Origin of the sequence: Aerosakkonema funiforme FACHB-1375 (assembly GCF_014696265.1) — a bacterium.
GTDB lineage: Bacteria > Cyanobacteriota > Cyanobacteriia > Cyanobacteriales > Aerosakkonemataceae > Aerosakkonema > Aerosakkonema funiforme_A.
The window spans coordinates 1-25,703 of the sequence record NZ_JACJPW010000060.1; the positions used below are offsets into that span (position 1 = coordinate 1).

At 42.1% G+C, this 25,703-nt stretch carries 23 protein-coding genes; 8 read left to right on the forward strand and 15 right to left on the reverse strand.

The features are described from left to right. The coding region (locus tag H6G03_RS37565) for a hypothetical protein (protein ID WP_206756640.1) at positions 1 to 194 on the reverse strand (194 nt) is incomplete at its 3' end. 21 nt (positions 195 to 215) lie between these two features. Further along, on the reverse strand, positions 216 to 440 hold the full coding sequence (locus tag H6G03_RS21665) for a hypothetical protein (RefSeq protein ID WP_190468240.1): 225 nt from the start codon (positions 438 to 440) through the stop codon (positions 216 to 218). 201 nt (positions 441 to 641) lie between these two features. On the opposite strand from H6G03_RS21665, the gene ftsH4 reads away from it, so the two are divergent. From ftsH4 to H6G03_RS21685, 4 genes are all read left to right on the forward strand, one after another. After that, a complete protein-coding gene (gene ftsH4 / locus H6G03_RS21670; RefSeq protein WP_190468243.1) occupies positions 642 to 2,513 on the forward strand; it encodes an ATP-dependent zinc metalloprotease FtsH4 in 1,872 nt (623 codons plus the stop codon). A 374-nt stretch (positions 2,514 to 2,887) separates the two neighbouring features. Next, complete coding sequence (locus H6G03_RS21675; protein WP_190468246.1) at positions 2,888 to 3,277, forward strand: response regulator transcription factor; 390 nt, start codon at positions 2,888 to 2,890, stop codon at positions 3,275 to 3,277. A 210-nt stretch (positions 3,278 to 3,487) separates the two neighbouring features. Next, on the forward strand, positions 3,488 to 4,927 hold the full coding sequence (locus H6G03_RS21680; RefSeq protein ID WP_190468249.1) for a sensor histidine kinase: 1,440 nt from the start codon (positions 3,488 to 3,490) through the stop codon (positions 4,925 to 4,927). A 236-nt stretch (positions 4,928 to 5,163) separates the two neighbouring features. Then, the gene (locus H6G03_RS21685; RefSeq protein ID WP_190468252.1) at positions 5,164 to 5,883 is read left to right on the forward strand and encodes a hypothetical protein; all 720 of its coding nucleotides are present in this window, start codon (positions 5,164 to 5,166) and stop codon (positions 5,881 to 5,883) included. 145 nt (positions 5,884 to 6,028) lie between these two features. Here H6G03_RS21685 and H6G03_RS21690 read toward each other — a convergent pair whose 3' ends face one another. The 6 genes from H6G03_RS21690 to uvrA form a co-directional block, all read right to left on the reverse strand. Beyond that, positions 6,029 to 6,370 carry a XisI protein gene (locus tag H6G03_RS21690; protein ID WP_190468254.1) on the reverse strand — a complete coding sequence of 114 codons (342 nt, stop codon included), beginning with the start codon at positions 6,368 to 6,370 and terminating at the stop codon, positions 6,029 to 6,031. Beyond that, positions 6,358 to 6,774: a XisH family protein gene (locus H6G03_RS21695; protein ID WP_190468257.1), complete on the reverse strand. Its 417-nt coding sequence runs from the start codon at positions 6,772 to 6,774 to the stop codon at positions 6,358 to 6,360. Before H6G03_RS21695 ends, H6G03_RS21690 begins: the two co-directional genes overlap by 13 nt. Positions 6,775 to 6,898: 124 nt before the next feature. Next, positions 6,899 to 7,519: a DUF4276 family protein gene (locus H6G03_RS21700; RefSeq protein ID WP_190468260.1), complete on the reverse strand. Its 621-nt coding sequence runs from the start codon at positions 7,517 to 7,519 to the stop codon at positions 6,899 to 6,901. Continuing rightward, positions 7,513 to 8,718 carry an AAA family ATPase gene (locus H6G03_RS21705; RefSeq protein ID WP_190468262.1) on the reverse strand — a complete coding sequence of 402 codons (1,206 nt, stop codon included), beginning with the start codon at positions 8,716 to 8,718 and terminating at the stop codon, positions 7,513 to 7,515. The genes H6G03_RS21700 and H6G03_RS21705 overlap by 7 nt, the downstream gene beginning before the upstream one ends. Positions 8,719 to 8,904: 186 nt before the next feature. After that, the gene (locus H6G03_RS21710) at positions 8,905 to 9,186 is read right to left on the reverse strand and encodes a hypothetical protein (RefSeq protein WP_190468266.1); all 282 of its coding nucleotides are present in this window, start codon (positions 9,184 to 9,186) and stop codon (positions 8,905 to 8,907) included. 51 nt (positions 9,187 to 9,237) lie between these two features. Continuing rightward, the gene (uvrA, locus tag H6G03_RS21715) at positions 9,238 to 12,198 is read right to left on the reverse strand and encodes an excinuclease ABC subunit UvrA (protein WP_190468268.1); all 2,961 of its coding nucleotides are present in this window, start codon (positions 12,196 to 12,198) and stop codon (positions 9,238 to 9,240) included. A 206-nt stretch (positions 12,199 to 12,404) separates the two neighbouring features. Here uvrA and H6G03_RS21720 point away from each other — a divergent pair, with 206 nt between their 5' ends. Genes H6G03_RS21720 through H6G03_RS21730 form a run of 3 tightly spaced genes read left to right on the forward strand, consistent with a single transcriptional unit; the run spans position 12,405 to position 16,082 of the window. Further along, positions 12,405 to 12,920 carry a COP23 domain-containing protein gene (locus H6G03_RS21720; protein ID WP_190468272.1) on the forward strand — a complete coding sequence of 172 codons (516 nt, stop codon included), beginning with the start codon at positions 12,405 to 12,407 and terminating at the stop codon, positions 12,918 to 12,920. 4 nt (positions 12,921 to 12,924) lie between these two features. Beyond that, a complete protein-coding gene (locus H6G03_RS21725) occupies positions 12,925 to 13,809 on the forward strand; it encodes a S1 family peptidase (protein WP_242056822.1) in 885 nt (294 codons plus the stop codon). After that, positions 13,806 to 16,082, forward strand: coding sequence for a tetratricopeptide repeat-containing S1 family peptidase (locus H6G03_RS21730; RefSeq protein WP_190468275.1), 2,277 nt, complete (start codon positions 13,806 to 13,808; stop codon positions 16,080 to 16,082). Before H6G03_RS21725 ends, H6G03_RS21730 begins: the two co-directional genes overlap by 4 nt. 39 nt (positions 16,083 to 16,121) lie before the next feature. Here H6G03_RS21730 and H6G03_RS21735 read toward each other — a convergent pair whose 3' ends face one another. The 4 genes from H6G03_RS21735 to H6G03_RS21750 form a co-directional block, all read right to left on the reverse strand. Next, complete coding sequence (locus H6G03_RS21735) at positions 16,122 to 17,576, reverse strand: serine/threonine-protein kinase (protein ID WP_190468278.1); 1,455 nt, start codon at positions 17,574 to 17,576, stop codon at positions 16,122 to 16,124. 269 nt (positions 17,577 to 17,845) lie between these two features. After that, positions 17,846 to 18,064, reverse strand: a complete 219-nt coding sequence (locus tag H6G03_RS21740; RefSeq protein WP_190468280.1) for a DUF2283 domain-containing protein — start codon at positions 18,062 to 18,064, stop codon at positions 17,846 to 17,848. Positions 18,065 to 18,071: 7 nt separating this feature from the next. Beyond that, positions 18,072 to 18,248, reverse strand: a complete 177-nt coding sequence (locus tag H6G03_RS21745) for a hypothetical protein (protein ID WP_190468284.1) — start codon at positions 18,246 to 18,248, stop codon at positions 18,072 to 18,074. 86 nt (positions 18,249 to 18,334) lie between these two features. Next, positions 18,335 to 18,556, reverse strand: a complete 222-nt coding sequence (locus tag H6G03_RS21750) for a hypothetical protein (RefSeq protein WP_190468288.1) — start codon at positions 18,554 to 18,556, stop codon at positions 18,335 to 18,337. Positions 18,557 to 18,826: 270 nt separating this feature from the next. Here H6G03_RS21750 and H6G03_RS21755 point away from each other — a divergent pair, with 270 nt between their 5' ends. Continuing rightward, positions 18,827 to 19,681: a zinc ribbon domain-containing protein gene (locus tag H6G03_RS21755; RefSeq protein ID WP_190468292.1), complete on the forward strand. Its 855-nt coding sequence runs from the start codon at positions 18,827 to 18,829 to the stop codon at positions 19,679 to 19,681. A 112-nt stretch (positions 19,682 to 19,793) separates the two neighbouring features. Here H6G03_RS21755 and H6G03_RS21760 read toward each other — a convergent pair whose 3' ends face one another. The 3 genes from H6G03_RS21760 to H6G03_RS21770 form a co-directional block, all read right to left on the reverse strand. After that, on the reverse strand, positions 19,794 to 21,149 hold the full coding sequence (locus H6G03_RS21760; RefSeq protein WP_190468295.1) for a Uma2 family endonuclease: 1,356 nt from the start codon (positions 21,147 to 21,149) through the stop codon (positions 19,794 to 19,796). A gap of 493 nt (positions 21,150 to 21,642) precedes the next feature. Continuing rightward, positions 21,643 to 23,370 (reverse strand): protein kinase domain-containing protein, encoded by a 1,728-nt coding sequence (locus tag H6G03_RS21765; RefSeq protein ID WP_190468300.1) that lies wholly within the window; start codon positions 23,368 to 23,370, stop codon positions 21,643 to 21,645. Between the two features lie 169 nt (positions 23,371 to 23,539). Beyond that, positions 23,540 to 25,396: a CHAT domain-containing protein gene (locus H6G03_RS21770; protein ID WP_190468303.1), complete on the reverse strand. Its 1,857-nt coding sequence runs from the start codon at positions 25,394 to 25,396 to the stop codon at positions 23,540 to 23,542. Positions 25,397 to 25,703: the final 307 nt, after the last annotated feature.

Genomic DNA, 25,703 nt, shown 5'->3' on the forward strand with positions numbered 1-25,703 from the left:
GACTGGGGGAGTGGGACAGCGGAAAAATTAATATTTTCCCTTTTCCCTTTTCCCTTTTCCCCTTTCCCCTTTCCCCTCTCCCTCTTAACTTTTGACTTCCCCACTCCCCTCAATCCCCGGATGAAGTAACAAAATGTTAAGCTTGTAACAGATAGATAGAAATTGTCATGGCTTGGAGGAGAATAATCCGCCAACGTCAACCCTATTAGCTGGAATTAAGCGGTTTGCCCCACAATTCCAGCCATAATTAGGTTGAATTTAAGGAGGTGAATCAAGTTCCTGACTTCTGTGGGCAAATATATCAAAAAGTATTCAATTAGCCCATAAAACATAGAGTAACGACCTATGGAAGTAGCAGGTTGACGCCACAGCCTTGAATCAAAAAACGTTGATTGGCGTTGCTGAAAGCGTAATTGCCCCAAACGGTTGCAAAACCGCATTTACGAGACTCAGGCTTTCAACTGCAAGTCTCTTCCCAGCATCGGGGCGTACATCCAAACCTGAAAGCAATCAGCTTTTAGCTGTTACCAATTAGTTAACAGTTAAAAGCGAATAGTTCAGAGATATTGGGTGCGATGTACTTGGGTAAAACCAAGAAATCAATGGGTTTACACACGTTTTGAAAGGCAGACTTAAAATAAATGGCAATCAAAGACCAGCCTCAACCTCCTCGTTTTCGCCAGATTGGCAGTATTCTTTTATTGCTGTCCAGCTTGTTCCTGCTAGCGAACTTGTTTTTACCGAGTTTGTTTGGCCCCCAGATTCCTAGAGTTCCCTACAGCTTGTTTATTCACCAAGTCGAAGAACAACAGGTCGAGCGTGCCTTGGTTGGTCAAAACGAAATTCGTTATCAGATCAAAGGTGAAGAAGGTCAGCCAGGGCAAGTGCTTTCTACTACACCCATTTTCGATCTAAACTTGCCCACACTCCTACAGGAAAAAGGGGTTGAATTTGCTGCTCCCCCACCACCTAAGAATACCTGGTTTACCAGTTTACTAGGTTGGGTGATACCTCCGCTGATCTTTATTGCTATTTGGCAGTTTTTCATCGGTCGTGGCGGTGGCCCTCAAGGTGCGATCTCGATCGGCAAGAGCAAAGCTAAGGTTTATGTAGAAAACGAGGGAACTAAAATCACCTTTACCGATGTTGCTGGGGTGGAAGAAGCCAAGACGGAATTGGTGGAAATCGTCGATTTTCTGAAGAATCCCGGTCGTTTCACTCAAATTGGGGCGCGTATCCCCAAAGGTGTGCTGTTGGTAGGCCCCCCTGGTACTGGGAAAACTTTGCTAGCCAAAGCTGTGGCTGGGGAAGCCGGCGTACCGTTCTTCAGCATCTCCGGATCGGAGTTTGTGGAACTGTTCGTCGGCGTAGGTTCGGCACGGGTGCGGGATTTGTTCGAGCAAGCGAAGAAGCAGGCTCCTTGTATAATTTTTATCGACGAGCTGGATGCGATCGGTAAGTCCCGCAGTAGCAACGGTTTTTACGGTGGTAATGACGAACGCGAACAAACTCTTAACCAGTTGCTGACGGAAATGGATGGTTTTGCCGCAACCAATACAACAGTGATTGTGCTGGCAGCTACTAATCGTCCGGAAACTCTAGACCCGGCACTGCTGCGTCCCGGACGTTTCGATCGTCAAGTGTTGGTAGACCGTCCGGATCTGGCCGGTCGCGAAGCAATTCTGAAGATTCACGCCCAAAAAGTCAAGCTGGGGGCGGATGTTAACATCAAAGCGATCGCTACCCGCACTCCCGGTTTTGCCGGTGCAGATTTGGCAAACTTAATTAACGAAGCCGCTTTGCTGGCAGCGCGGAATCGCCGCGAAGCTGTGGCCCAAGCAGACTTGACGGAAGCGATCGAGCGCGTCGTCGCCGGTTTGGAAAAGAAAAGCCGCGTCCTCAACGATAAAGAGAAAAAGATTGTCGCCTATCACGAAGTCGGTCACGCTTTGGTTGGCTTCTTGATGCCCGGTAGCGGTAAAGTGGAGAAAATTTCGATCGTCCCTCGCGGGATGGCTGCTTTGGGTTATACCTTGAAATTGCCCACAGAAGACCGCTTCTTGATGGATGAAGCCGAACTGCGGGGTGAAATTGCTACCCTCTTGGGCGGACGCGCCGCAGAAGAAATTGTCTTTGGTAGCATCACAACAGGTGCATCTAACGACTTGCAACGCGCAACCGACTTGGCAGAACGGATGGTGACTAGCTACGGTATGAGCAAGGTTTTGGGGCCGTTAGCTTACGAGAAAGGTCAGCAATCTATGTTCTTGGGCGATGGTATGCCCAATCCGCGCCGCGCTGTCAGCGATGACACCGCACAAGCCATCGATCGCGAGGTGAAGGAAATTGTCGAAACCGCCCATCACCAAGCTTTGGATATCCTCAAAACCAACCGGGACTTACTGGAAACTATCTCTACCAAACTCCTGGAAACAGAAGTTATTGAGGGTGAAGAATTGCACAAGCTGCTAGGCCAGGTTAAATCTGTTACCCCTGCAATGGCGACTGTTTAAGAACAATTTTACATAGCCCCACTAGCCAGCTAGTTCTAAATGACAGATGGCAAATTAAACAAGTTAATTTGCCATCTGTCATTTTATTTAAAAGCGATCCTCTTCGCCTATGTCTTTAGATAGAATTATTAGCAACGTCTATAGTGTAGATTCATAGACCAGTAAGATAAACAAACGCAGGCGATCGTCACTACACTAAGTACCAAGCGAACACAGCTGCAATACTTCCTTGGACAGAAGCCTTATCTACCGCTAGAGAGTAATATTAAGTCAGACTGATTATTAACATTCAAAGAAAACTATTACATATAGCTGATGGAAGTGATTGCTGCGGTTACACAGCAGCCAAGTATTGCATAATCGAGAAATCCGCTATGCCACACGTTTTATTAGTTGATGACGAAGAAGCCTTACGCGCTAGCCTCTCTTATTCTTTAATGAAAGAAGGCTATCAGGTAACAACAGCGCCAGATGGAATGACTGCGCTCAAACTGTTTCACAAGCAGGTGCCAGACGTAATAATTTTAGACTTGATGCTGCCAGGAATAGACGGCATGGAAATATGCTGGCGTTTGAGAGCTTATTCTGACGTACCGATAGTAATGCTGACCGCAAAAGATCAGGATATTGACAAAATCTGGGGCTTAGAAGCTGGTGCAGACGATTATGTCACCAAACCATTCAACACTCGCGAACTCATGGCACGGATAAAAGCTGTGCTGCGGCGTCGGGCTGGGGAAAAAAGCGCTTCGGCAGAAATTTAAAAAAAGCTACAAGCATTCAGAAATCCCGACTAAATTTCAAATGCGGTCGGGGTAGTTTTTTTGGCAATATCTCAATCTTGGATATCAAGTACGGTAGCATCGTTATCCTATAGTTGAATGTGCAAGAAATCGTTGTTTGTTTCCCCTCTGCTCTAAAAGTACTTCTGTTCTGAAAGTAGCCTAAATGATAACAATACAACTGGATACGATATGATTACTTTTCCAATTCGGATTAAATGGAATTCGATTCACACAAAATTGTTGGCCACATATCTGGCACTGACAGCACTGGGAACTTCCCTGCTAGCGGGTTACATTCTGCTTTCTTTCTACGGTTATTTTATGAGAAGCAGGCAGGCAGATCTAGATGCTTGGACTACTGCGCTGAGCGAAAGTGTAGCTGACTCGCTGGAAGAAAATAATTTAGAGCGGGTGGAATTGACAGTAAAACGCTACGGGGCACCAGAAACAGTTACTCTGCGCGTCTTTTCGCCAGATGGTCACTTACTGTCAACTTCTGCTCCCGATATCGATTATCAGGTAAGCGATTGGTTTGCAGTTCCCGGAATGAAGCAAGCATTTGCAAATCAGACAGCCCAAGGTATTGCCAAAGGCGTGCTGTCAAAAGACGATCGCTTGTACGTGGCGCGTCCTATAGTCCGCAACGGTCGCGTGCTGGGTGTCTTGCGGATGTCGATCACGCTGCAGCAGTTCCAGCGTCAGTTTCAAACAATTATTTGGACGATTTTAGGAACTCTCATTCTCACTTTCATTCTCTGCGCTGCAATTAGTGAATATCTGACTCGGAGTATTGCAAGACCGATCCAGTCCATGAGCAATTTTGCTATTCGGATGGGTGGAGGTAATTTTGGTGACAAATTAAATATCCGTCAAAGCGATGAAGTTGGGCAATTGGCAGTTGAATTGAATCGAATGAGTGCGCGGTTAGCTTCTTTGGATAATGAGCGGCGAGCATTTCTTGCCAGCGTATCGCACGAGCTGCGTACTCCCGTGAGCAATGTGTTTGTGACGCTGGAGGCGCTGGCGAATGGAGCTGCTGAGGAACCGGAACTGCGCGATCGCTTTATCAAAACTGCACAAGATGAGATTAAACGCTTGTCGCGACTAATTCACGACCTTCTCGATCTCGGACGACTGGAAGCAGGCGTAACGGCACTGGAACGGCAAACGCTGAAACTGAAATCCCTGATCGATCGGGCTGTACAAGCGATGGAAACCCGGATGCAATCCCATCAAGTCGGCATACATTTAGATGTTGCGGAGATGGTGGAATTACATGGCGATCCAGAACGTCTTATTCAAGCTTTTTTGAATATACTCGACAATGCGATTAAATATTCAGGGCCAAATTCTCAAGTGTTTATTTCTGTCTATAAAGAAGGCAGTCAAGCAGTTGTAAAAATTAGAGATCAAGGCCCAGGTATTAACAATACCGATCTGCCCTATATTTTTGAAAAGTTTTATACCGCAGATCCCTCGCGCAAAGGCAGCGGTACCGGTTTGGGATTGGCGATCGCACGCCGAATTGTGGAAGCTCATGGCGGCAGTATTGTCGCTCAGAGTTCCAGTCAAACCAAAGGGGCAATATTTACTATTTACCTTCCTTTGGAAATGCGCTCTGCTGGTTAAATGTTCGATCGGCTAAAGAAATTTCCGATTTAGCTAACCAATTATATTATCCGATCGCCAATCAATAAGAAAACAATTGAATTGACGAAAAAAGCAATAAATTTCCAAAATTCTGTCACCACAAGCTGCGTCCGCAATCTCGTCTCTTCTATTATGAAGATTTCGTGAAGTTGCTTAGCCGATCGAACTCCGACCCCAGCAATAGGGAATTCTAAAATCAGTTTTAGGTATTTTCTATGTTGAAAGCTTTGAGGTCGGGTGCTGTGTTGTCTGCGATCGCTATTGCCACCATATCATATCCTGCTATTGGTCAGCCGCAGATAACTCAATACGGTTTTCCTGTCAAGTCACCGGAAGTAGAGACTGGGGATCTACCCTGCTATATGATTACCTCCAATGCTCGCACGCTAGACTTAGGACGATTGTGCGGCGGTACTTCTCAAACGGCAACTTCAGCATTTCAACAGTCTGGTCGTTTGCGGTCTGTGCGAAGAGCAAGACTTAATAATTCTCAATACGCATTACAATACCAACGTTTGGCAGATACCTATCCCGATACTAATGTGAGAAGAAGGCTTGCGGTAAATTCTTCTTATACCGAATCAGTATGCCAACGTTTGGAGCAAGGACTAAGTGTCGAACAAATACGTTCTGAAGATATTGCACAATTACAACCTTCTGGCAACTTTACCCAGGATAATGCACGCAAGCAAAATATAGAAATTACGCTCAAGTTAGCTCCTCAATATTACTGTCCCGAAAGCTCTGCGGGAGAGAGTGGCGATCGTAATACTGGTAGTGATTTGCAAAACTCCGGTCGCCGTTCTACTAATGAACAACCTGATGACGATTCATTTAGGCAGCCTAATCTAGAACCAAGTCGTTTTGCTCCTACTCGCAATTTAGAACCAAGTCGTCTCGCCCCAACTCCTAATTTCAGTATCACTACACCATAGCTTTATTTAGTAGGAATCAATCTCCAACTTCTTGAATTTTTATTGGCAAAATATGGGGAATTCAAGAAGTTTTTTTTGTTGAGAAAAATTGGCATAGATAAAAAGTGCGATCGCTCTTTCGTCCACCAATTCCCAACCAATCTTTCTAAGCAATAGCAAAGTCTGTAAACCCTCGCACATCTGGCGGTTGAAAAGCCAAAACAATTTCACTGCTAGCAACACCCAAACGCATTAATTCAGTTGCTATTCCTTCCTCTGTCCAATCTTCTTCTATATAAATCTTGTCGTTCTTGATTCTAATATGAACGTGAGTATATTTCAGTCGTTTACTTCCTTGCCAATCAACTGTTAGCCATAAATAATGATCGTGGTTTTCATCAAACACCAAGCAGGTTTCAGAATGTCGATCGGACGATTGATTAGACAAATTATCGTATTCGGTAAGAACTTGCTTGATTAAATTGCGATAATGGTTTAATTTATCCATTCTACAATCTCCTCTCTTTCATTGCTAAAAACAATCAAAGCAATTTCATTGAGTTTGACAACGGCTTGAATAGATTTTCTCTGGAAAAATGTATCAAATATACTGTCTCTTACTGCCAAATAAATTTCATATCTCTGATTGTTTAATTTTAGTAAATTACGATATAGTATGTATTGTCCTAAAGCATTTTCAAAATCTCTCATTAGTGAAGGACTAATAAAGCTTTTGATTTCTACAATTATTTTGCGTCCATTTAGTTCTGCCGCTATAGGTTTCTCAGCAGCTAAATCCGCATATAGTTCAGCATCTTCATATTCAATAGTATAAGGATCGGCTGTAATTGTCCAACCATCTTTAATTAAAGCATTTTTTACGGCATCATGGTAAATATCTTTGGCTGGCATTTTGATTGTTATAAAAACAGTATTGATTATGATTATATCACTGCGATGGTGAGGCGATCGCACTCCCAAGCTCGCACATAGCCAAAGTGCGATCGCTCATCTCTCGATCTTAGATCCAAACTTTTCAGACTGTTCCTCCCATGATTTGAGAAAGGGTTGTAAAGAGGCGATCGCAATTAGGAGAAGCCTGACGTACCTTAGCAACATCCAATTTCTCTAAAAGCTGGGAAGCGTGTTGAATTTTTTGGTATTCACCCTTAGATGTATCGCTGGTAGCTTTCTTCAGATTTGGCTCCAAGCTATCTTTATCAATACTCTCCACATTGGGATTTTTGGGAATGCAATTTTCTTTAAAACCTTGACCATAATATTTCTTTAAAGTATCAATGTCAGCAATAAACCATGCTTCCATTGTTTGCACCATTAAATAACAATGATTATCATCCACTCCTGGTGAATCCCAATTATCCCTAAATTTCAAATGTTTCCAAGGCGTTTGTTTAACAGGCGCTTCCGCATCTACCAGCAGTACATTAAAAGCATCTGGATGATCTGATAACGCATTTTGAAAGTCGCTGAAAGCACTATTACGAGAACCACACATAATAATTTGCCATTTAATTCCCTTACTTCGTGCAATCTGAACTAGCTTGTTCAAAAAAGCGCTAAATCCTTGACGAAGTAAAGCTTTTGTATTCTTTGAATCTCCACCACCTTCGATGTAAATGCGGATTTCCTTTACCATCGGTTGCCTCCGATTTCACCCATCCGCCAGAGATCTCCAAGAGTATACTTTTCCAGCCATTTTTTCAGCCGTTCGGGGTCAAGACGACGCAAATGGCTTCCCTTATCATCTCGCTCGCATACCATTACTGACTCAGGGGAAAGAGCGGAAACCAAAGCATCAGAATGAGTGGTAACAATTAATTGTGTTCTTTGAGATGCGTCGATTAACATTTCAGCAATTGTGGGTAGAATATCTGGATGTAAACCTATCTCCGGTTCCTCAATACAAATAAGTGGTGGTGGAGTTGGATCTAGCAGTAAAGCCATTAAGAATAAATAACGCAATGTACCATCTGAAAGACGGGTTGCAGGAATTGGTTGAGTTAGACCTTCTTCACGAATAAATATTTGAACTGTACCACCATAAATCTTGCTTGTAAGTTCTTCTGCTGCATCGTAGAACTTCTTTAGCTTCTCTATAAGTTGTCTTGTTCCCAGTTGGTATTGTAAGTTGTTTAAAACAAGTCCAAGGTTACTACCATCTTCTAGTAGAGGATGTTCAGGTAAGTCTGGTTTTTGAGGCATCCTGGGATCTGAATCTCGTCCTATATGCCAGTCTCTATATAAAGCAATACTAGAAAATTGATTGCCAACATAAGTGAGTTCTGGATATTGATCGGGGTCTTTTCTTTGAGACAAAACAGATTGGTCTGGAATGAGATCTTCTCGGCGAAGATGGCGTTGACGGGTGTCAGTTGCTTTAACCGCTAGACCTGAAGCTATAGTTTTTACATTTAAAACTGGATAACCACTTTGATAGCGGTAGTAAAAATAGACACCTTTTTCGCCAGGATATGATGTTTCATTCTCTATCGCTTCGTCTACAAGTTCCAATCTTTGGCCAACTACTGTGAAACCAATCTTATAGCGTATTGGCATATTTCCTGGGTTGTCTAAGATAGCTTCAATTTCAGCAGTCGGAATACTCCTTTCACCTTTCCAAAGAAAATCGCTGATACCTCCCCCTTTCCGAATAGGAACAGTTAAATCTGTAGGTGTTGCTTTTAGGAGTCCAATTGCTTCGATTAAATTCGACTTACCAGATGCGTTGGGGCCAATCAAAACATTTAGAGGTTGTAGTTCAATTGTTTCACCCTCACTTCCGTAGGATAGGAAGTTTTTTAATCGTAGGGTGCGGATAAATCTTTTACCTTCCATGTCATCCTTTGATTACAATTTGCTAATATTATAATGGCTATTCTCAGTGCTAAATTATTGAGTAACAGCGTTTGTATTTCAAGAATGCCTGCTTAGTTTTTAAAGGCATTCGGATTATATCTTTTCATAATCTCAATAAATCTTGGAAATTCGTGTTTATCTTTTACTTCTACTGTAATTAATATTCTAAAATATAGATTCCTCGGCTTTTTTAGCAACTAATATTTCTTTTTGGCGTTTTGTAACTCCAGCGATAAAATTAAAAGGTTCATCTTCCTGATTGCCTATCTTGAGATTACTTATCAAAACCTCATCACCAACTTGTAGGCAAGGGTCAAAGTTGTATTTTGCAATTTCCCAAGTTTGAAATTTCTCACTACCTGTGTCTAGAGTTGCAGGTATAAGGGGAACAACGAGATCGATAACATATTCATACATAATCGCATTCCTTTGTTTTTCCGATGTCATAATTTCTAGTTTACCAGAAAGTTGGTTTGATTTTTTTGATTATATATTCAGCTAAGCAGTTACCTTTGACGGATGTTGCAACAACACCTGCCTCAAATATACCCCAGTATAAGACCGATCGCACTCCGCTACTTCTTCCGGTGTTCCCACAGCGATCGTCTCTCCTCCCTTATCGCCTCCTTCCGGCCCTAAATCGATTACCCAATCGGCGCAGCGAATTACATCTAAGTTGTGTTCGATGACCAAAATCGAATTGCCTTTATCCACTAATCGCTGCAAAACATCCAGTAATTTGTGAACATCGTAAAAGGATAAACCTGTTGTTGGTTCATCTATTAAATAGAGTGTTTTTCCCGTGGCGCGACGAGATAGTTCGGTTGCTAATTTCACTCGTTGCGCTTCACCGCCGGATAAGGTAGGTGCAGGTTGTCCTAAACGGATATATCCTAATCCAACATCGACTAATGTTTGCAAGCGGGTGACTGCTTTGGGAATATTTTGGAATACTTCCAAAGCTTCCTCAATTGTCATATTCAAAACATCTGCGATCGACTTTCCCTTGTACTTCACTTGCAGGGTTTCCCGATTGTAGCGATCGCCTTTACAAACTTCGCATTGCACGTACACATCTGGCAGAAAATTCATCTCGATCACATTCACCCCTTGTCCGCCACAAGCTTCGCATCTTCCACCTTTCACGTTGAACGAAAATTGTCCCGGTTTGTAACCTCTTGCTTTCGCTTCGATGGTTTGGGAAAAGATATCGCGGATGACATCGAAGACTCCCGTGTAGGTAGCTGGATTGGAACGGGGAGTGCGACCGATCGGCGATTGATCGATCACAATTGCTTTATCGATTTCGTCTAAACCTTTCACAGTATCCAACTCTTTGGGGAAAGGTACTTTGCGAGTCAGGTGATGTTGCAAAGCTGGATAAAGCAATTCGTTAATTAAAGTAGATTTTCCCGAACCGGAAACGCCAGTCACGCAGACAAGTTTACCCAGGGGAACTTCCACATCTATATATTTAAGGTTATTGCGATGGCAATTTTTGAGGATGAGCGATCGCCCATTTCCTTTTCTCCTTTCTGCTGGCGTTTCAATGACTCGCATTCCCGACAAATATGCACCCGTCAGCGAATCTTCCGCCGCCAACAATGTCTCTAAATTCCCTTGCGCTACAATTTCCCCACCGTGAATCCCCGCTTTAGGGCCAATATCAACTAAATGGTCGGCGGCGCGAATGGTTTCCTCGTCGTGTTCTACTACTATTAATGTATTTCCCAAATCGCGAAGTTTGGTGAGAGTTTTTAGCAACCGACCGTTATCTCTTTGATGCAATCCGATACTGGGTTCGTCTAAAACGTAGAGGACGCCAGTCAATCCGGAACCGATTTGTGTGGCGAGACGAATGCGTTGCGCTTCTCCTCCGGAAAGTGTCATCGCCGGACGATCTAAACTGAGATAATCCAATCCGACATCGAGGAGAAATTGCAATCTCGCTTTGATTTCCCGCAGTACCAAATCCCCAATTTGCGCTTGTCGATCGCTCAACTTCAAATCGTTAATTCTTTCCTTACACTCCGCGATCGAAACTCCCGTCAAATCCAATATCCGATACTGCCCCAACCTCACCGATAGCGCTTCCGGTTTCAACCTCTTCCCCTGACAAACTTCGCAAGGTCGATCGACAAGATACTGTTCCAACTTCTGCTTTTGCAACTCCGATGCACTTTCATCGTAATACCGTTGCAGCATAAAAATTACCCCGGCATACTTTCTGTAATCTTTGCGATCGTGCATCCAAATCGGTTGGTCGGAACCGTACAAAATCACCTGTTGCTGTTCCGCAGTTAACTGCTGCCAAGGCGTGTGCAGTTCAAACCCATGTGCTTTTCCTACACTGTAAAGCAATTCAGTATAGTAAGAACCTTCCTTTTCCGCCCAAGGTGCGATCGCTGCTACAACCTGCGCTTTTGGATCTGGTACTACCAAGTCTGGGGAAAATGTTCGCAAACTTCCCAATCCGTGACAGTTCGGACAAGCGCCGTAAGGCGAATTAAAAGAAAACAAACGCGGCGATAATTCTTCCATCACCGCGCCATGTTCCGGACAAGCAAAGTTCTCCGAAAATATCAATTCTGGCGGTAATTCTGCATAGCTATTGACTGCGTTTTCCCCATCCTTTATTATATACGTACTATCTTTTCGCGACGCGCTTACCTTATTGGATGTATTATTTAATACCTCAATAACCGCAATTCCCTGTGAATGCCGCAGACAAGTGGAGAGAGAATCGACCAAACGCTCTTGAATATCGGGTTTCTTAATCAGCCTATCAACCACGATATCTATATTATGTGTATGATTTTTATCTAACTCGATATTTTCATCGAGTTGTCGAACCTCCCCATTCACCCTCACGCGGACAAATCCTTCCGAAACGAGAGAAGAAAGTAGCTTGCGGTGAGTGCCTTTTTTCCCGCGCACGACAGGTGCTAGGATTTGGAAGCGCGTACCGTCGGGAAGTTCCAGAATGCGATCGCACATCTCGTCGATCGTCTGAGGCGCAATGGAGCGATCGCAATGCGGACAGTGAGGTTCGCCAGCGCGTCCGAACAGCAATCTGAGATAATCGTAAATTTCCGTCACCGTTCCCACCGTCGAACGCGGATTGTGGGAAGTCGATTTTTGGTCGATCGAGATTGCTGGACTGAGACCTTCGATCGCATCCACATCCGGCTTATCCAATTGTCCCAGAAATTGTCTCGCGTAGGCGCTGAGGGATTCCACGTAGCGACGCTGCCCTTCCGCGAATATTGTATCGAAAGCCAGAGAAGACTTGCCAGAACCGGAAACACCAGTGAAGACAATGAGGCGATCGCGAGGCAACTCCAAATCGATATTCTTCAGGTTATGCTGCCTCGCACCCCGAATGCGAATCGAATTGTGATTATTCAGATTTACCCCTGTGGGAAGATGACCGTTTTTGGTGTCGGCAGCTTGGGACATGAGAGACAGAAGTGATGTTGCTTAATGATTTTAGCGCTGTCGGGATTTTTGGGTGCTGGCGTTCCCACTCTCGGTCTTCTTTATGTAAATATTTTTTAAATTATACTATTTAAATCGAACAATACTTATATAATTTAAATTTAAGCAATTTTTCTATTAGCAGCTAGCTAATCTACTTATTGGGTTTAAGGAAACTTACCAATATTATGAAATCCAAATTATTCGACCGACTGCTAGTTACGCTTATGGCACTCGGTACGATTGTGCCTACCAGTCAACCTAGCTATGGTCAATCAGGGCGAGACACCTATTTCTGTGATACAAACAACAGTCCGCCCACAACAATTGCTCGCACGGCGGGAGTAAATCGCCCGTTAATTACCTGGCAATCAACTAGGTCAGGATTGACCCCAAGGCAACGTTGTCTAGAGGTATCAGCTAGATTCGATAATTACTCTCAAAAGGGTCAACTCAGGTTCATCAAAGTTGCAACTCTACGCCGTCAACCTATTTTGTGTGTTGCTAGCTTTAAAGATGGCCCTTGTGTGGGAGTATTGATTACTCTTAGTAATCGCGCTGAGGCTCAAAGAGTTCAACAGCGTCTAATGAATAGTGGTGTACTGGCTACAGGAGCGATTAGTCAGGGTTCAGCACAATCTATTTATATAGATCTGGATAAGTACCTGCAAACTTCATCTGACGATCCGCTGCTGGAATTTTGAAATCATGGCAGCTACAGCTGATATGAATTGGCGTACACTGGCATGGGTTGTTGGGATTGGTAGTTTAGCAGTGGCGCTGCAAGTACAAACACCTGATGTCAGTGTTTCCCATCGGCGGATTGTTCCCAGGCTTTCACCCAAGCAGGAATCAACGCAGTTATCAGTGAATCAACTCTATTCTTTAGCTAGGTTAATTACTGTCAAAGTTCTTTTAGGAGATACTTGGGGATCGGGAATTTTAATTCGGCGACAAGGTTCGGTTTACACAGTTTTAACTAATCAGCACGTCCTAACCGCAGGAGACTCACCATATCAAATTCAAACTTATGATGGTCGTCTCTATCAAGCGAATTGGATAAAGTCAGTTAACTTTGAGGGTCGTGATTTGGCTTTGTTGGAGTTCCACAGCACCGATGTTGAATACAAAGTTGCCTCTGTAGGATCTTCATCTACTTTGTCTGAGGGTGATGAAGTTGTTGCTGCTGGGTTTCCATTTACAATCGATCGGTCTAAGAAAATAGGCTTTGTCTTCACAACCGGGCAAGTCTTTATTGTACTAGATAAAGATTTGAATTTAGGATATCAAATTGGGTCTACTAATGATATTCAAAAGGGTATGAGTGGCGGGCCACTACTCAATCGTTGGGGTGAGGTTGTCGGTATTAATGGAATGCACAAGTATCCTCTTTGGGGAGATCCCTATGTGTTTGAAGATGGCTCGGAGCCTAAACCATCCTTAAAAAAGGAAATGAGCAATTACAGTTGGGCAGTGCCAATAGAAACATTTATAAAACTGGCTCCGCAATTTTCTCAGGGATACGCGGCGCGATCGAACAGGCATAAAGATTGCCAAGTTTATATAGTAAATAATTTTTTGGATGTCAGATGATGAATTTCTCCTATAGGCTTCCGGTAGCTATTTTCGGTGCAGCAGCAACCATTGTAATGGTTCAAACTCAAGCTGTAAAGGCAAAAAGCGCTGATGAAGTTAATAGTATTGCAAAAGAAATAACTGTTTTAATTCGTGAACCTAATGGCAATACTCTTGGTTCCGGCGTAATTATTGGCACAGAAAATAATACCTACTACGTCGTCACAGCTGGTCATGTCGTACCCGATGAAGTTGAATATGAAGTTGTTACTTCTGATGGTAAGGCACACCCAGTCACTCCCGGTAAGTTTATCCGACCAGTTCAATATGACTTAGTTATATTAGAGTTTTCTAGTAACGATATCTACAGGGTGGCAACGCTGATTGATTATGACTTATCAACCAAAATATGGTCAAATGGTATTTATGTTTTTGTTTCTGGATACCTAAAAGGAAATAACTCACAGTCTTCATATTTGTTTACACCTGGGGTTATGTTTGATACGGATACTGCATCCGAGCTTGCTCAAGAACCTTTTTCTGGTGGCTATGAACTTCTCTATAGTAATATAACCATGCCAGGAGTAAGTGGTGGGCCTGTATTGGATACTGATGGACGAGTAATCGGTATTCACGGAAGAGTAGATGGTCGGGACGATGTTCAGCTAGGTTACAGTTTAGGGATTCCAATCAACAAAATTTTGCGTTTGTTACCACCTTCAAATAGATTAAGGATAGAAAGCTCTTTTCCATCTCAACTAAATCAGCAAGAAGTTAGCTCAATTCAATCTTTATTTAACAAAGTAGAAGTAGTTGCAGGTGGTTCCAATGCTGGGGAATGGGTGAATCGTGGCAACCAATTGATAAGATTAGGACGCTACGAAGAAGCAATTGCTTGCTTTGAGAAAGCTATCCAAATCCAGCCTAATTCCTATCAAGCATGGTATGCAAAAGGCTGGGGATTATATCGGAATGGTAAGTATCAGCAAGCTATTCCAGTTTTGGAAAAAGCAACGCAATTGCAGCCCTCTTTTTATCCAGCTTGGTTTTGGCTAGGTTTTGCTCAGTCTAATCTTGGCAAATACCAAGAAGCAGTAAAATCTTATGACAAAGCGATTCAAATTGAGCCTAAGCTTTATCAAGCTTGGGCTGCAAAAGGCTCTGCTTTAACAGCTTTGCAAAAATATGAAGAAGCACTTGCTTGCTATGACACAGTAGTTCAATCCGAAATGAAGCCCAACTACCATATAGCTTGGCTTAATAGAGGTTATATTTTCGGTTTAATGGCCCAGAAAGAAGAGACGAATAAATCATTCGATAAATCTATTCAAAGGTATCAAGAATCCCTTGAATCATCCGACAAAGCTCTTGAAATTAGGCGTGATAACTCTACAGTGTGGCATCATCGAAGCTGGGTACTCAATCAGGTGTCACAGTATAACGATTATATATATAGAGAAAAGATTATCGAAGGACTAAGCCATTTACGTTACTACGCTAGCTCAGAGCAGCAACAAAAAATTCAAACTGAAGTAAACCGCTTACAACAGTACAGGGATTTCCAAGAGAAGAAAAAATTTATTCAAGAATCCTGGGAAAAACATACATCAATGATTCTCGAAGAATCTGTTGCATCCCTGGATGAAGCTTTGAAATTTAAGCAAGATGATCCGAGTATTTGGTATAAAAAAGGTTGGGCGCTTACTCAATTGAAGCGATACGATAAAGCTTTTGAGTCCTTAGATAAGGCTGTGAAACTTAAGCCAGATGATGTTATATCTTGGTATTGGCGAGGCAGAGCTTTAGAGAATTTAAAGCGATACGAAGAAGCTGTTTTTTCTTACAATAAAATAATTGAACTTAAACCAGCTTCTTACGGTGACACTTGGCATTATCGAGGTTGGGTACTCTTTCAATTACAAAAGTATAAAGAAGCTATTGCTTCATTCGATGAACATCTAAAAATTAACAAAAACGCTTCTAATGCTTGGTATTTGCGAGGTTGGGCATTTTATAAATTAGAAGAGTATCAAAAAGCGCTTGATTCATTTGATAAAGCTATTGCAATTTACTCTAAAAGCGCTGACTATTGGCATTACCGAGGCGTAGTGCTACATTACCTAAAAAGATACGATGAGGCAATTGAATCTTATAAAAAAGTTCTTGAAATTGATCCTAACTACGAGTTAGCTAAAAAGAATATAGACATAGCAAGGAAAGCAAGAGGTCAATCTCAAGAAAATATTTTCAGAAATATTCTCCGTCTTGCCCCCTTGCTTAATTTTTTATAAAATGAATTTCAAATAAAATTGAATACTTTCTATATAAAATCATTTAATTTGCCATGATTTAATCATATCATCTGCTGTTTTCTGGAACTCTTGATATTTGTCTGCTTCCACCTCAAAAGTCATTGTGTAAGCCTTGTTTTCCTTGATTGTCCAAACTACTAACCAGGTTACATTATTTGACCCTTCTTTACCAGAGTAAACTGCCTTATATGCTGGGAGATTATTAACAAGAATAATTGGATCGCTAGTAACCGAATAAGATTCACTTATTTGGTTAATATTCAACTCTGTAAGCTCTGTCAATGTCATAGGCTGCGTTGATAAATCTGCAACCTTTATGTTGAGATTCTCTAGAAACTTGTCTGCGTTATTTTCTTTCCGAGACATGAAGGTAACGATAGTTCCTGGATCTGATTTCGGGTCTTCTGTCCATTCTTTAGGATATTTGATGCTGATTTCACCGTTTGGACTATTATAAGATTTGAAATTTTCGGCTGGGCTATTCCAGTGAAATATGTTTATCAATCCTGGAATCCCTAAAACAACAAATAAGGCTGCTAGAATTCCAAAAATTTGATTCAAACGATTCACTGGATCTCGTCCCATGATGCCAAAAATTGACTTTTTTTTTCGACTCTGACGCGCTTTATAAAGAGGATTTTTCAATTTTTTAAGCGCTTCCAAAACTTCTTCTACTGACTTGTAGCGATGTTCGGGAAAGCGACACACCATTTTATCTAAAATATCTGCTAGCTGACCATTGATGTTTGGGGCTAAATCTCTCCACCTAACTTCATGTGTTATGGGGTTTTCATCTATTTTATTAGCAGGTACTCTTGTAATCGCTTCGATACAAATCATCCCCACAGCATAAATATCGCTGCAAAAGTCTGGATTACCTTGGGCTTGTTCGCTAGGCATATAGCCATCAGCACCAACCGCAGGATTAAAATTCGGTTTTCCTTGAGAATTAAGGCATAAAGTACTGATTTTTTTAACTCCCCCAAAATCAATCAGAACAATTTTTTTATCTGTTTCACGCCGTATGATATTGGAGGGCTTAAGGTGGCAATGAATAACCCCTTTTTGATGGACAAATGCCAAAACTTCAAGAATTTCCCGTAATAAGGCAATAACTTCAGCTTCACTGAATAGTTTGTTTGGTGTGACTTCTTTGCTCAGTTCTTCCCCTTCAATGAATTCCTGAACCAGATAAAATGCTTGATTTTCTACAAACTGCTCAAAGAGATTAGGAATTTGAGGGTGCTGGCCTAAATCCTCCAAAACTGTAACTTGCTCGTCAAATAACTTTTTAGCCTCATCGAAAGTCTGTTGATCGGATGCTTGCGGTTTGATTTGCTTGATGACGCGGGTCGGTTTGCTTGCTAGTCTCAAAGCTTTAGCAAGGTAGGTTTGACCGAATCCGCTACCTCCCAAATGGCTGCTAATTTCATAGCGTTCGTGATCGAGTTTTGTCCCTGGCGTTAGTTGCATAAGTCCTGGCAGTTTGCGAAGGTAGTGCAAGTGTGCGATTTCTACCTTGTTTGGTATAGCAAAATCGCCTACTCATTGTTATAATTTTGCCATAGATTCTTAAAAAAGCTACCTATAAGTCGCTTTGCTGCATTTTACTTTGCTTTCAGGTAGCGACGCTGCCCTGCCGCCAAGATCGGATAAAATGAGATTGATCGCCTCACCTTTCACTTAAATCTCAACGATCGCCAATTCTTGACTGCTAAAATGAGAGCGATCGCCTTCCCTATTTAAGCTACACTAAAAGATATATTTTCTAACACTACATTAGGAACATTTCCTGCACCTAAAACTTCTGAAGCATCTAAAATTTCTATTCCTACTAATAACTCATTTTCACCAATATTTAAAGCTATTTCTTCCGTTAGCTGTAAAGTGCGGCACTCATGCTTACCTTCCACAAGTCTAATGTAGAGAGCATCAATTTCAGAATCATAACTAATTTTCATAAATTCCTCAAAAATAGCGTTCTCCTGCTTCTCTTCGCTGCATTTGTTCTATCAACTGCTGCTTAACTTCTGCTTTAATTTCCTTTCCTTCATCAGGATCTCCAAAATACTCGTCTAAACATTGTTCGACAATATGCCGAATTAGGTCGCTGAGTTGTTCAACTGTCATGTCTTTGACTTGCATTTCCATCTCCTTGGCATGGTGACTGTCAATATTTTAGCTGGTTTACAGCGCCAATTCTTGATACGATGGGCTCATCTTGCCAAATTTCATGATTTTTCAATTATTTCATCAATATTCCTCACCTTATTGGTTGCGATGTCTGCTTCTGCTTTCGCAATCAGAGCATCTAATTTGCCTGCTGCCAAATCTTCTTCTATTTGTCTATCCCACTTTTCATTTAAATAGTTTTGAATCCACCCAGCCAATTGGCGAATATCATTTTCTGGAAATTGTTTAATCGCTGCTTCGATTTCTGCCCAAGCCTTCATAGACAAAAGTTTCTTAGTATAAGTCTATATTTCATCTTAACTCAGGATTGCTATAAGCTTTCCAAAAATTACAGTTTTCGGGTAATGCGGTTTTTCACTCAATAGTTTGAGCCAGCCTTGACAAGCTAGCAAGAGCGCCGATTGTCATCAGATGATCGGTAAATTTTTGTTGCGCTAGTCCCAAGTAAGGTGTTAGCTTAAGTATAATTGCGGTATTTTTAACTGGTATAGGTGGCGATTTACTGAACGCTGTTAAGGAAAAAAACTAAGATGAATCAACCCCAATCTGCTGAAAATAATAATGAAGTAAAAATTATTATTTTGTGTGAAAACTGCTCTCAAAAACTACGTATTCCCAAGCGGAAGAAAAAATTACGAGTGACCTGTCCCACTTGCAGACATGAATTTAACTACAAGCGTTATGTTTTTGGTTTTTCCTCCAACAACAAAAAGCCGCTCCTCGTTGGCTGGGTGGGTAGCTTAATAGGCTTTATTGTAGTTGAAATTATCCAACTTAGCCGGATTTTAGCTACCACAAATCCTTTTTTGAATGCAATGATAACGTTCGGAGCATTTGGGATGTGTTTGGGAGCAGTGATGGGAGCCGCAGAAGGGTTTTTCAGAAAAGATCGGACAAGATTATATTACGGTCTTAAAGTTGGCTCGGCTTTAGGTTTAATTAGTGGTGTTATCTCAGGCTTTATTGCACAATATGTATTCGTTTCCATCCTTTCATTTTCCAGAGTTGACAGCGCTCCTCCCCTTGCCCTTTTAATTTTTGCTCGTACCGCTGGCTGGTGTATCTTGGGACTTCTATTAGGGGGTTCTTATGGTATTAAAGAAAATACTTTAGGGGATCTAAAGTTTGGATTTATAGGTGGAGGTATTGGTGGAGCTATCGGTGGTTTGCTTTTCGATCCTTTGGGTTCGCTATTTCAATTTGGTGGAGGTACTGTGGGGCGATTACTAGGATTGTCCCTTGTGGGGATGAATATTGGTGTCGCCATCAACCGCTTCAGGGAAGTTGCGATCGCGCAAAACCGACCGGAGATGTATCGACAAATAACTAGGAAATTACCTACTAATTCAAGATTGTTATTGCCCGGTTCAAATAATAAAACTTAATCAACAATAAAGGGAGCGATCGCCTATTTTAGGCGCGAATATTTTAGGCGATCGCTCTCTGTTATAATCCAGTAAAATCCCTCATTTATTATAAATAAATGAAGTGCCTATTTTAAGGACTGGCAATTTGTGCCTCATAGTTTTTCCGAACACTTGAAACAATCGAAGCCCCAGGAGGACATAGCATATCTTTATTTACCGCTTCAGGTATCACAGGAGGTATAGTTGATGGTCGATCGGTTTCGCAAATTTTATCCACCGCCGATTGACCTTCGGCAAATACTATACCTGTGTAACTCTTATCTTCTGGTTTTTTTGCTGTAGCTGTTACTATTGTTTTATGTCGGTCAGACCAAGCGATTTTATATTCATAATCTTGCTCTTTTGATTCAATATTGAATCCCAAATCTTCCCATGTAGAAGCAAATCGTCCGTTTTCGAGATAAAAACCTTTTTGGATTCTGTTGATCGAAGCAATAATCTCTTTAGCGTCCAAACGATCCGATTCTACCATCGGGACTGGAAGTAACTCCTTTGCTTCATTTTCTTGTGTTTTATCTTTCTGGTTTTCCAAAGAAGGTTCGAGTTTTTCTGATGGAATGCCTTGAGGGCTAGGAACGACGGCGTTTGCCTGAGTTATCGATCCAGAAGAAACGTTACTCCTAGATAAGATACTTTGCCAATAATTATGGATATTACTGCCTGCAAAACCTAAAATTAAAGCTCCTGCCACCCAAAGATTGTTAAAACTCGATTTGTTATTTTTGGCAGAAGTATTTAAGGGAATGTGACTAGCTATTTGAGTGGGTGCATCCTCTGTCACACTAATTATCGATCTGTTGATGGGATATTTGGTATATTTTTGATTGCGGATTTTATGCTCAAAACTATACCTTGCCTCTAAAGGTAGGGACAAATCTTCATACAGCGCTATAATAGGCGTCTGAAAGTTAATACTGGCAAAGTATACCTCTTCTCCTTCCCCATACGGATAAAGAATCCAAAGTCCCTCTGAGTTGCGACGGAAGCACTCCACATATAGCCGTTCTTGACTAATTAGTACATATTCTTGCAGACTTGCTAATTTACGGTAATCAGCGAATTTATCACCGCGATCGAAAGCTTCCGTTTCTGGAGACATTACTTCCACAATTAAACGGGGATATCGCTTGAAATTTTCGCTACCTCTATCTCTATCATCAGAGGTTACTATAACATCGGGATAATAAACAATATTCTCCCTATCAATAGTAACTTTTACCCTTCCTGTGTTAACCCGGTAGCCTAAAGCGCGACTTTTACTCTTTAGTAAAGATATCAAATTAACGCAAATGCTGTCGTGTAGATCGCTTGATTCATCAATTTCATAGACCTCTTCCTGCCTGTAATCTTGCTTGAATACACTGATTTTTTCATAATCTAAATACTCTTTTGCATCGCCAAGGGTATCGCTGTTGGCTACTGTCATATTTAAACACTCCTGATGTAAAATTATTCAATGCAGACTACCCCTTGGAACAATTCCAAATTAAAGTGTTGGGGCAGACGCGAAGAGCGTCTGCAAAGAAATGATTTAAATCAACTATAATAGTTGAGTAACCAAAATCCCAATAATCATCTTTTGCTTGCCTTTCGGATCGCAGATGTCTGATGATTAATTTATTTTTGGCTCGCCAAATAGAACCTAAAACATCGGTCAGTTATCTGTGAAAAGCAGCCAGATGATTTGGTGAAATATATAATATCTAATTAAATTGGATTTGAATATAGGGGGAACACCCCTATTCCTAACTTGCTTTATTTATAGTAAAGCGATCGGCGCAAATAAACTTTATTCAGTAAATAAATGTAAATGCTTGGTTCAATCATTAATCTAGATTGGGTAGCGTTTACATAACTTTACTTGGTTTTAATTATACTGATGTGCTTACCATACTAATTCCCAGTAATTTACATTGAGATTACAAAAGCCCTGAAACTCCAGTAGAGCCATAAGGACATTGAAAATCCTTACCAAAAGCTTGCGGTATTCTCGGAGGCGCAGTGGATGGTTCGTTGGTTTCGCAAATTTTATCTACAACTGTTTCGCCTTGCATAGAAACTACACCAGAATAACTTTTTAATCCTAGTTTTTTGGCAGTAGCTGTAACTAAAGCTTTGCTTCGATCGGCCCAGATAATTTCATAGTCATAATCTTCCGTTCTCGATTCTATATTTAATTTCAAATCTTGCCATGTAGAAGCAAATCGGCTATTCTCTAAATAAAAAAGTTGTTGTGTGCTGTTAATTAAACCAACTATTCTTTTAGCCTCGGCTGATTTAGTTGGGTCTACGTTAGCGATCGCACTTGCTTGGGGAGTCGGAGTAGGAGAAGCGGTCGCACTTGCTTGGGGAGTCGGAGAAGCAGTCGCGATCGCACTTGGTTGTGCAGCCGGAGAAGCAGTCGCGATCGCACTTGCTTGCGGCGTCGGCGAAGTTATTTGTAAATTTACTTGCGTAGTAGGAGAAGAACTTTTCGCAATCAACGATTGCAGTTGCCGATAACTATATATTTGAGTACCTAGCAAAGCTAAAATTCCAGCGACAACAAACCAAATCCAGTTAGGTTTCAGCTTATTCTTATTTGCCACTATAGTAGAGCCAATCTCATGATGCTTTTGAGATTGAGTGTGTTCTATAACGGTAGAAGTTGAATTACTTTTTACCAGCTTGGTAGAGATTTGAGATGGCGTTTTCCGCCCAGAAATAGGAGTTGATTTCTTTGTCCCCACCTGAGTAGAGATTTGAGATGGCGTCTTCCTTCCAGAATTAGGTATTTGGGTGGGAGTTCTCGTCACCATAGTGGAAGCCATCATACCCGAAGCATAACTGCTCAAATTTTTCAGATCCCCAAGAGCTGAAGTAGCAGACTCATAACGCTGACGGAAATCATAACGCACCATTTTATCTAAAACATATGCCAAACCAGGACTGACCTGTGCCCACTCCCGCCAAATAATTTCATCCGTATTGGCATCTTTTTTAAGTTTTTTGGGATCTAAACCTGTAAGCGCTTGGATACCAATCATTCCCACCGCGTAGATATCGCTACAAAAACGCGGATTCCCTGCAAATTGTTCGTTTGGCATATACCCAGGCGAGCCTACTGTAACCGTCATAGTTGTATGACAGTGCCCGTCTACCGTGGTAGTGCTGATTTCTTTTACCGCCCCAAAGTCAATCAAAACAATCTTGTTATCGTGCTTGCGTCTAATTAAATTTGAAGGCTTAATATCGCGGTGAATCACCCGCTGCTGATGGACAAATTCTAATATCTTGAGGATATCCTGTAAGATACTAACAACAAAATCTTCATCCAACTGGTGACCTGGGAGTATTTCATCACACAAACTATTACCTTCAACATATTCCTGAACTAAATAAAATTCTTCATTTTCTTCAAAGTGAGCGAAAAGCTGGGGAATTTGGTCGTGTTTTCCCAGCTTGTACAAAACTTCCGCTTCTGTATCGAACAAACGCCTTGCTATCTGTAGAGTTGGGATATCCGTAGTTTTAGGTTTGAACTGCTTGACGACACAGTGAGGTTTACCCGGTAGATGGCTATCTTCAGCCAAATAAGTCTTACCGAAACCCCCACATCCCAGCCCTCTAATAATTTGGTAGCGCCCACCGAGAATGTTTGCCGACATGACATTAATATTTGTTGCGTAAGGATGACGATCGCACTCAAACCAGATAAGGCTTTAGCCCATAGCACCCACATAATTAATATCAATTTTGGCACAGCCCGATCGATAACAGCACTACCCTGTCCAACTCTCCAGACCGGGCGATGTCTTATTCAGCATTTTAATTGCCTTACCAAGGACTGCCAATCATCGTAAAAGCAGCCCAATAGAAAGGATGCTTAAAATTTCTTGTTCCCGAAGGTGCTAATTTGGGTGGCAGAACCATCCCATCTCCCAGCATGGGCCCGCGCAATTTACCACCCTCGAAAACCACTTGTCCTCGCAGCATAGCTATCTGCGACTGCCGCAACGCTTCAGCCTTAATTGGCGCTACCCTCAACTGCTGGTAAAATTCAGTCATCAACGCCAAAGTTCCCTCATCGCTAACACTCCACAAACTAGCCAGCGCCGACTTCACGCCGCTATTCACCGCTAATCCCGCAAACCCCATTTCCGCATCTTTATCGCCCACCGCCGTGCGGCAAGCACTCAACACCAACAATTCCACCGGTGGATTATTCCACTGCAACTGTCTCATCTTATCCAGCGTTAATTTATTATCCCAAAACTGAATATAAGAGTTTTCCGGTGCCCCAGACTTGAACTCTGCATGAGTTGCCAAGTGAACAATTCCAAATGGCTGCGAAGCGCGTTGCGACCTGAGATTATCTAAGGTAAATTCTTGATTTAAAAATTGTTTACCCCGCCAAGAACCCGGCCAAATAACACCAGAAAGATCTTGCATAATAGCAGCCAACTCCACAGGCACAGCAGCTAAGGGAGCTTGTTCTTTAAATTGCGACGCTCCCATTGCCAAAATTGGTAAATTCTTCACGTCTTTATAAACGGGATCGGTCATATTAAAAGCAGGGATAAGACCGATGCTGTACTTTTCTACCAGAAATTGTTGTCCGTCGTGTAAAGTTGCCAGGGGTAAGCTACGCAGACCGCCACCCATACAGAAAATTAAATTATCGATTTTATTAGCTTCAAGTTCAGCCGACAGCGGGGCAACAATCCATTGATAGAGTTGTTGAGCAGGAGCCAAGTAACTCGTTGTATTCAGTTTTGTGAAGTCCGTGATTTCCTGAGTCAACTGTTTCGCTACGTTCTGCAAAGTTTCGGTATTAGCTGTCGTTACACTCTTCCGAATCGGTTTTTTTTGGGGCATCACTAACACCAATTCCAATGTATTAGGTGTTGGAACTGCGTAGATCAAGGCAGTTTTTTTTCCAGTTTGAGCGGCGAGTTTTCCTAAAGTAGCTGCGATCTCTTCAGACCCCATTGACGTGTCAGAGAGATTCGTTTTAAAATAATTTTCATAATCGCTTTGCCAAGTTTTCTCAATTGTGCCAACAGCCTCCTCATTCGACTTAACTTGCTGAAGGGCTTGTCCCAAGTTGGGAGGGGTAGCCGATCGCACAGGCGCATTTTCTGGGCTGTTTTCCGAAATCGGGGTAATACCTTCCTCGACAGGAGTCTTGCTCAGGTATTCATTCATATCTATATATATGGGCTCCTGAGAAGCTTGCGATTCCCCTCTGGTAATTGGGCCATTGGCAGCCCTAACCCGGATATCAAATAGCTCTTGCAAAACTTGGTTGGGATCGTCCCTTTCTTCCAGAGTGAATAATACCTGACTACAACCGCTCCCAGGACTTTGAGCAACGCACACTACCGGTTGGCGGTTGACTGTGCCAGTGGTGATATAGTTGAGCGTTCCATTGTCGTAGTAAGTCTGAAATCTTTTGGAAACCTCGACGCATCGGCTCGCAGGAGTGTAGCCTGTACCGCTAAAATAGGTAGATACCCACCTAATTATCGGAACGTCCCCACGCGAGGTGCGAGCAACAGTCGCTGGAGTATCTTTTATAGTACCGCAGAAGAAGGTCGCGCTTTCAGCAGAGCCAATCTTGCTGCTGGTAGCCGTGCAACCCAGCACAAACGTAAATGCAGCAAATAATTGGACAATAAACTTAATTTTCATAGAGTATATCCAACCTCCTCAAACTCTCAATAGAGGGTAAGATCTGTATCTAGATGTGGAAAGAAGCCATCTGTACTTTCGAGCTGAGCAGGTAAAACCAGATCTCGCAATTGCTGATGTGCGTCCGAGCCACAAAAGTAGCTGGCAACAGCATGAAAGCGTTGAGCGGCTTTTTTTTACTCTAATTGTATGACCTGGAAGCTCAATCCTTCATTAGAGGGATCGTAATTATCCTTGCCCCTGCTTCCAACTTAAAGTCTGAGAATCTGGGGTTGTAGGGGGATAGAATCCTCTGCCATTTTCTGTC

Bases quoted from the DNA above. Each gene is read 5' to 3' on its own strand.
- H6G03_RS21665 (WP_190468240.1), bottom strand. From the start codon at position 440: ATGCGGTTTTGCAACCGTTTGGGGCAATTACGCTTTCAGCAACGCCAA.
- ftsH4 (WP_190468243.1), top strand. From the start codon at position 642: ATGGCAATCAAAGACCAGCCTCAACCTCCTCGTTTTCGCCAGATTGGC.
- H6G03_RS21675 (WP_190468246.1), top strand. From the start codon at position 2,888: ATGCCACACGTTTTATTAGTTGATGACGAAGAAGCCTTACGCGCTAGC.
- H6G03_RS21680 (WP_190468249.1), top strand. From the start codon at position 3,488: ATGATTACTTTTCCAATTCGGATTAAATGGAATTCGATTCACACAAAA.
- H6G03_RS21685 (WP_190468252.1), top strand. From the start codon at position 5,164: ATGTTGAAAGCTTTGAGGTCGGGTGCTGTGTTGTCTGCGATCGCTATT.
- H6G03_RS21690 (WP_190468254.1), bottom strand. From the start codon at position 6,370: ATGGATAAATTAAACCATTATCGCAATTTAATCAAGCAAGTTCTTACC.
- H6G03_RS21695 (WP_190468257.1), bottom strand. From the start codon at position 6,774: ATGCCAGCCAAAGATATTTACCATGATGCCGTAAAAAATGCTTTAATT.
- H6G03_RS21700 (WP_190468260.1), bottom strand. From the start codon at position 7,519: ATGGTAAAGGAAATCCGCATTTACATCGAAGGTGGTGGAGATTCAAAG.
- H6G03_RS21705 (WP_190468262.1), bottom strand. From the start codon at position 8,718: ATGGAAGGTAAAAGATTTATCCGCACCCTACGATTAAAAAACTTCCTA.
- H6G03_RS21710 (WP_190468266.1), bottom strand. From the start codon at position 9,186: ATGACATCGGAAAAACAAAGGAATGCGATTATGTATGAATATGTTATC.
- uvrA (WP_190468268.1), bottom strand. From the start codon at position 12,198: ATGTCCCAAGCTGCCGACACCAAAAACGGTCATCTTCCCACAGGGGTA.
- H6G03_RS21720 (WP_190468272.1), top strand. From the start codon at position 12,405: ATGAAATCCAAATTATTCGACCGACTGCTAGTTACGCTTATGGCACTC.
- H6G03_RS21725 (WP_242056822.1), top strand. From the start codon at position 12,925: ATGGCAGCTACAGCTGATATGAATTGGCGTACACTGGCATGGGTTGTT.
- H6G03_RS21730 (WP_190468275.1), top strand. From the start codon at position 13,806: ATGATGAATTTCTCCTATAGGCTTCCGGTAGCTATTTTCGGTGCAGCA.
- H6G03_RS21735 (WP_190468278.1), bottom strand. From the start codon at position 17,576: ATGCAACTAACGCCAGGGACAAAACTCGATCACGAACGCTATGAAATT.
- H6G03_RS21740 (WP_190468280.1), bottom strand. From the start codon at position 18,064: ATGAAAATTAGTTATGATTCTGAAATTGATGCTCTCTACATTAGACTT.
- H6G03_RS21745 (WP_190468284.1), bottom strand. From the start codon at position 18,248: ATGCAAGTCAAAGACATGACAGTTGAACAACTCAGCGACCTAATTCGG.
- H6G03_RS21750 (WP_190468288.1), bottom strand. From the start codon at position 18,556: ATGAAGGCTTGGGCAGAAATCGAAGCAGCGATTAAACAATTTCCAGAA.
- H6G03_RS21755 (WP_190468292.1), top strand. From the start codon at position 18,827: ATGAATCAACCCCAATCTGCTGAAAATAATAATGAAGTAAAAATTATT.
- H6G03_RS21760 (WP_190468295.1), bottom strand. From the start codon at position 21,149: ATGACAGTAGCCAACAGCGATACCCTTGGCGATGCAAAAGAGTATTTA.
- H6G03_RS21765 (WP_190468300.1), bottom strand. From the start codon at position 23,370: ATGTCGGCAAACATTCTCGGTGGGCGCTACCAAATTATTAGAGGGCTG.
- H6G03_RS21770 (WP_190468303.1), bottom strand. From the start codon at position 25,396: ATGAAAATTAAGTTTATTGTCCAATTATTTGCTGCATTTACGTTTGTG.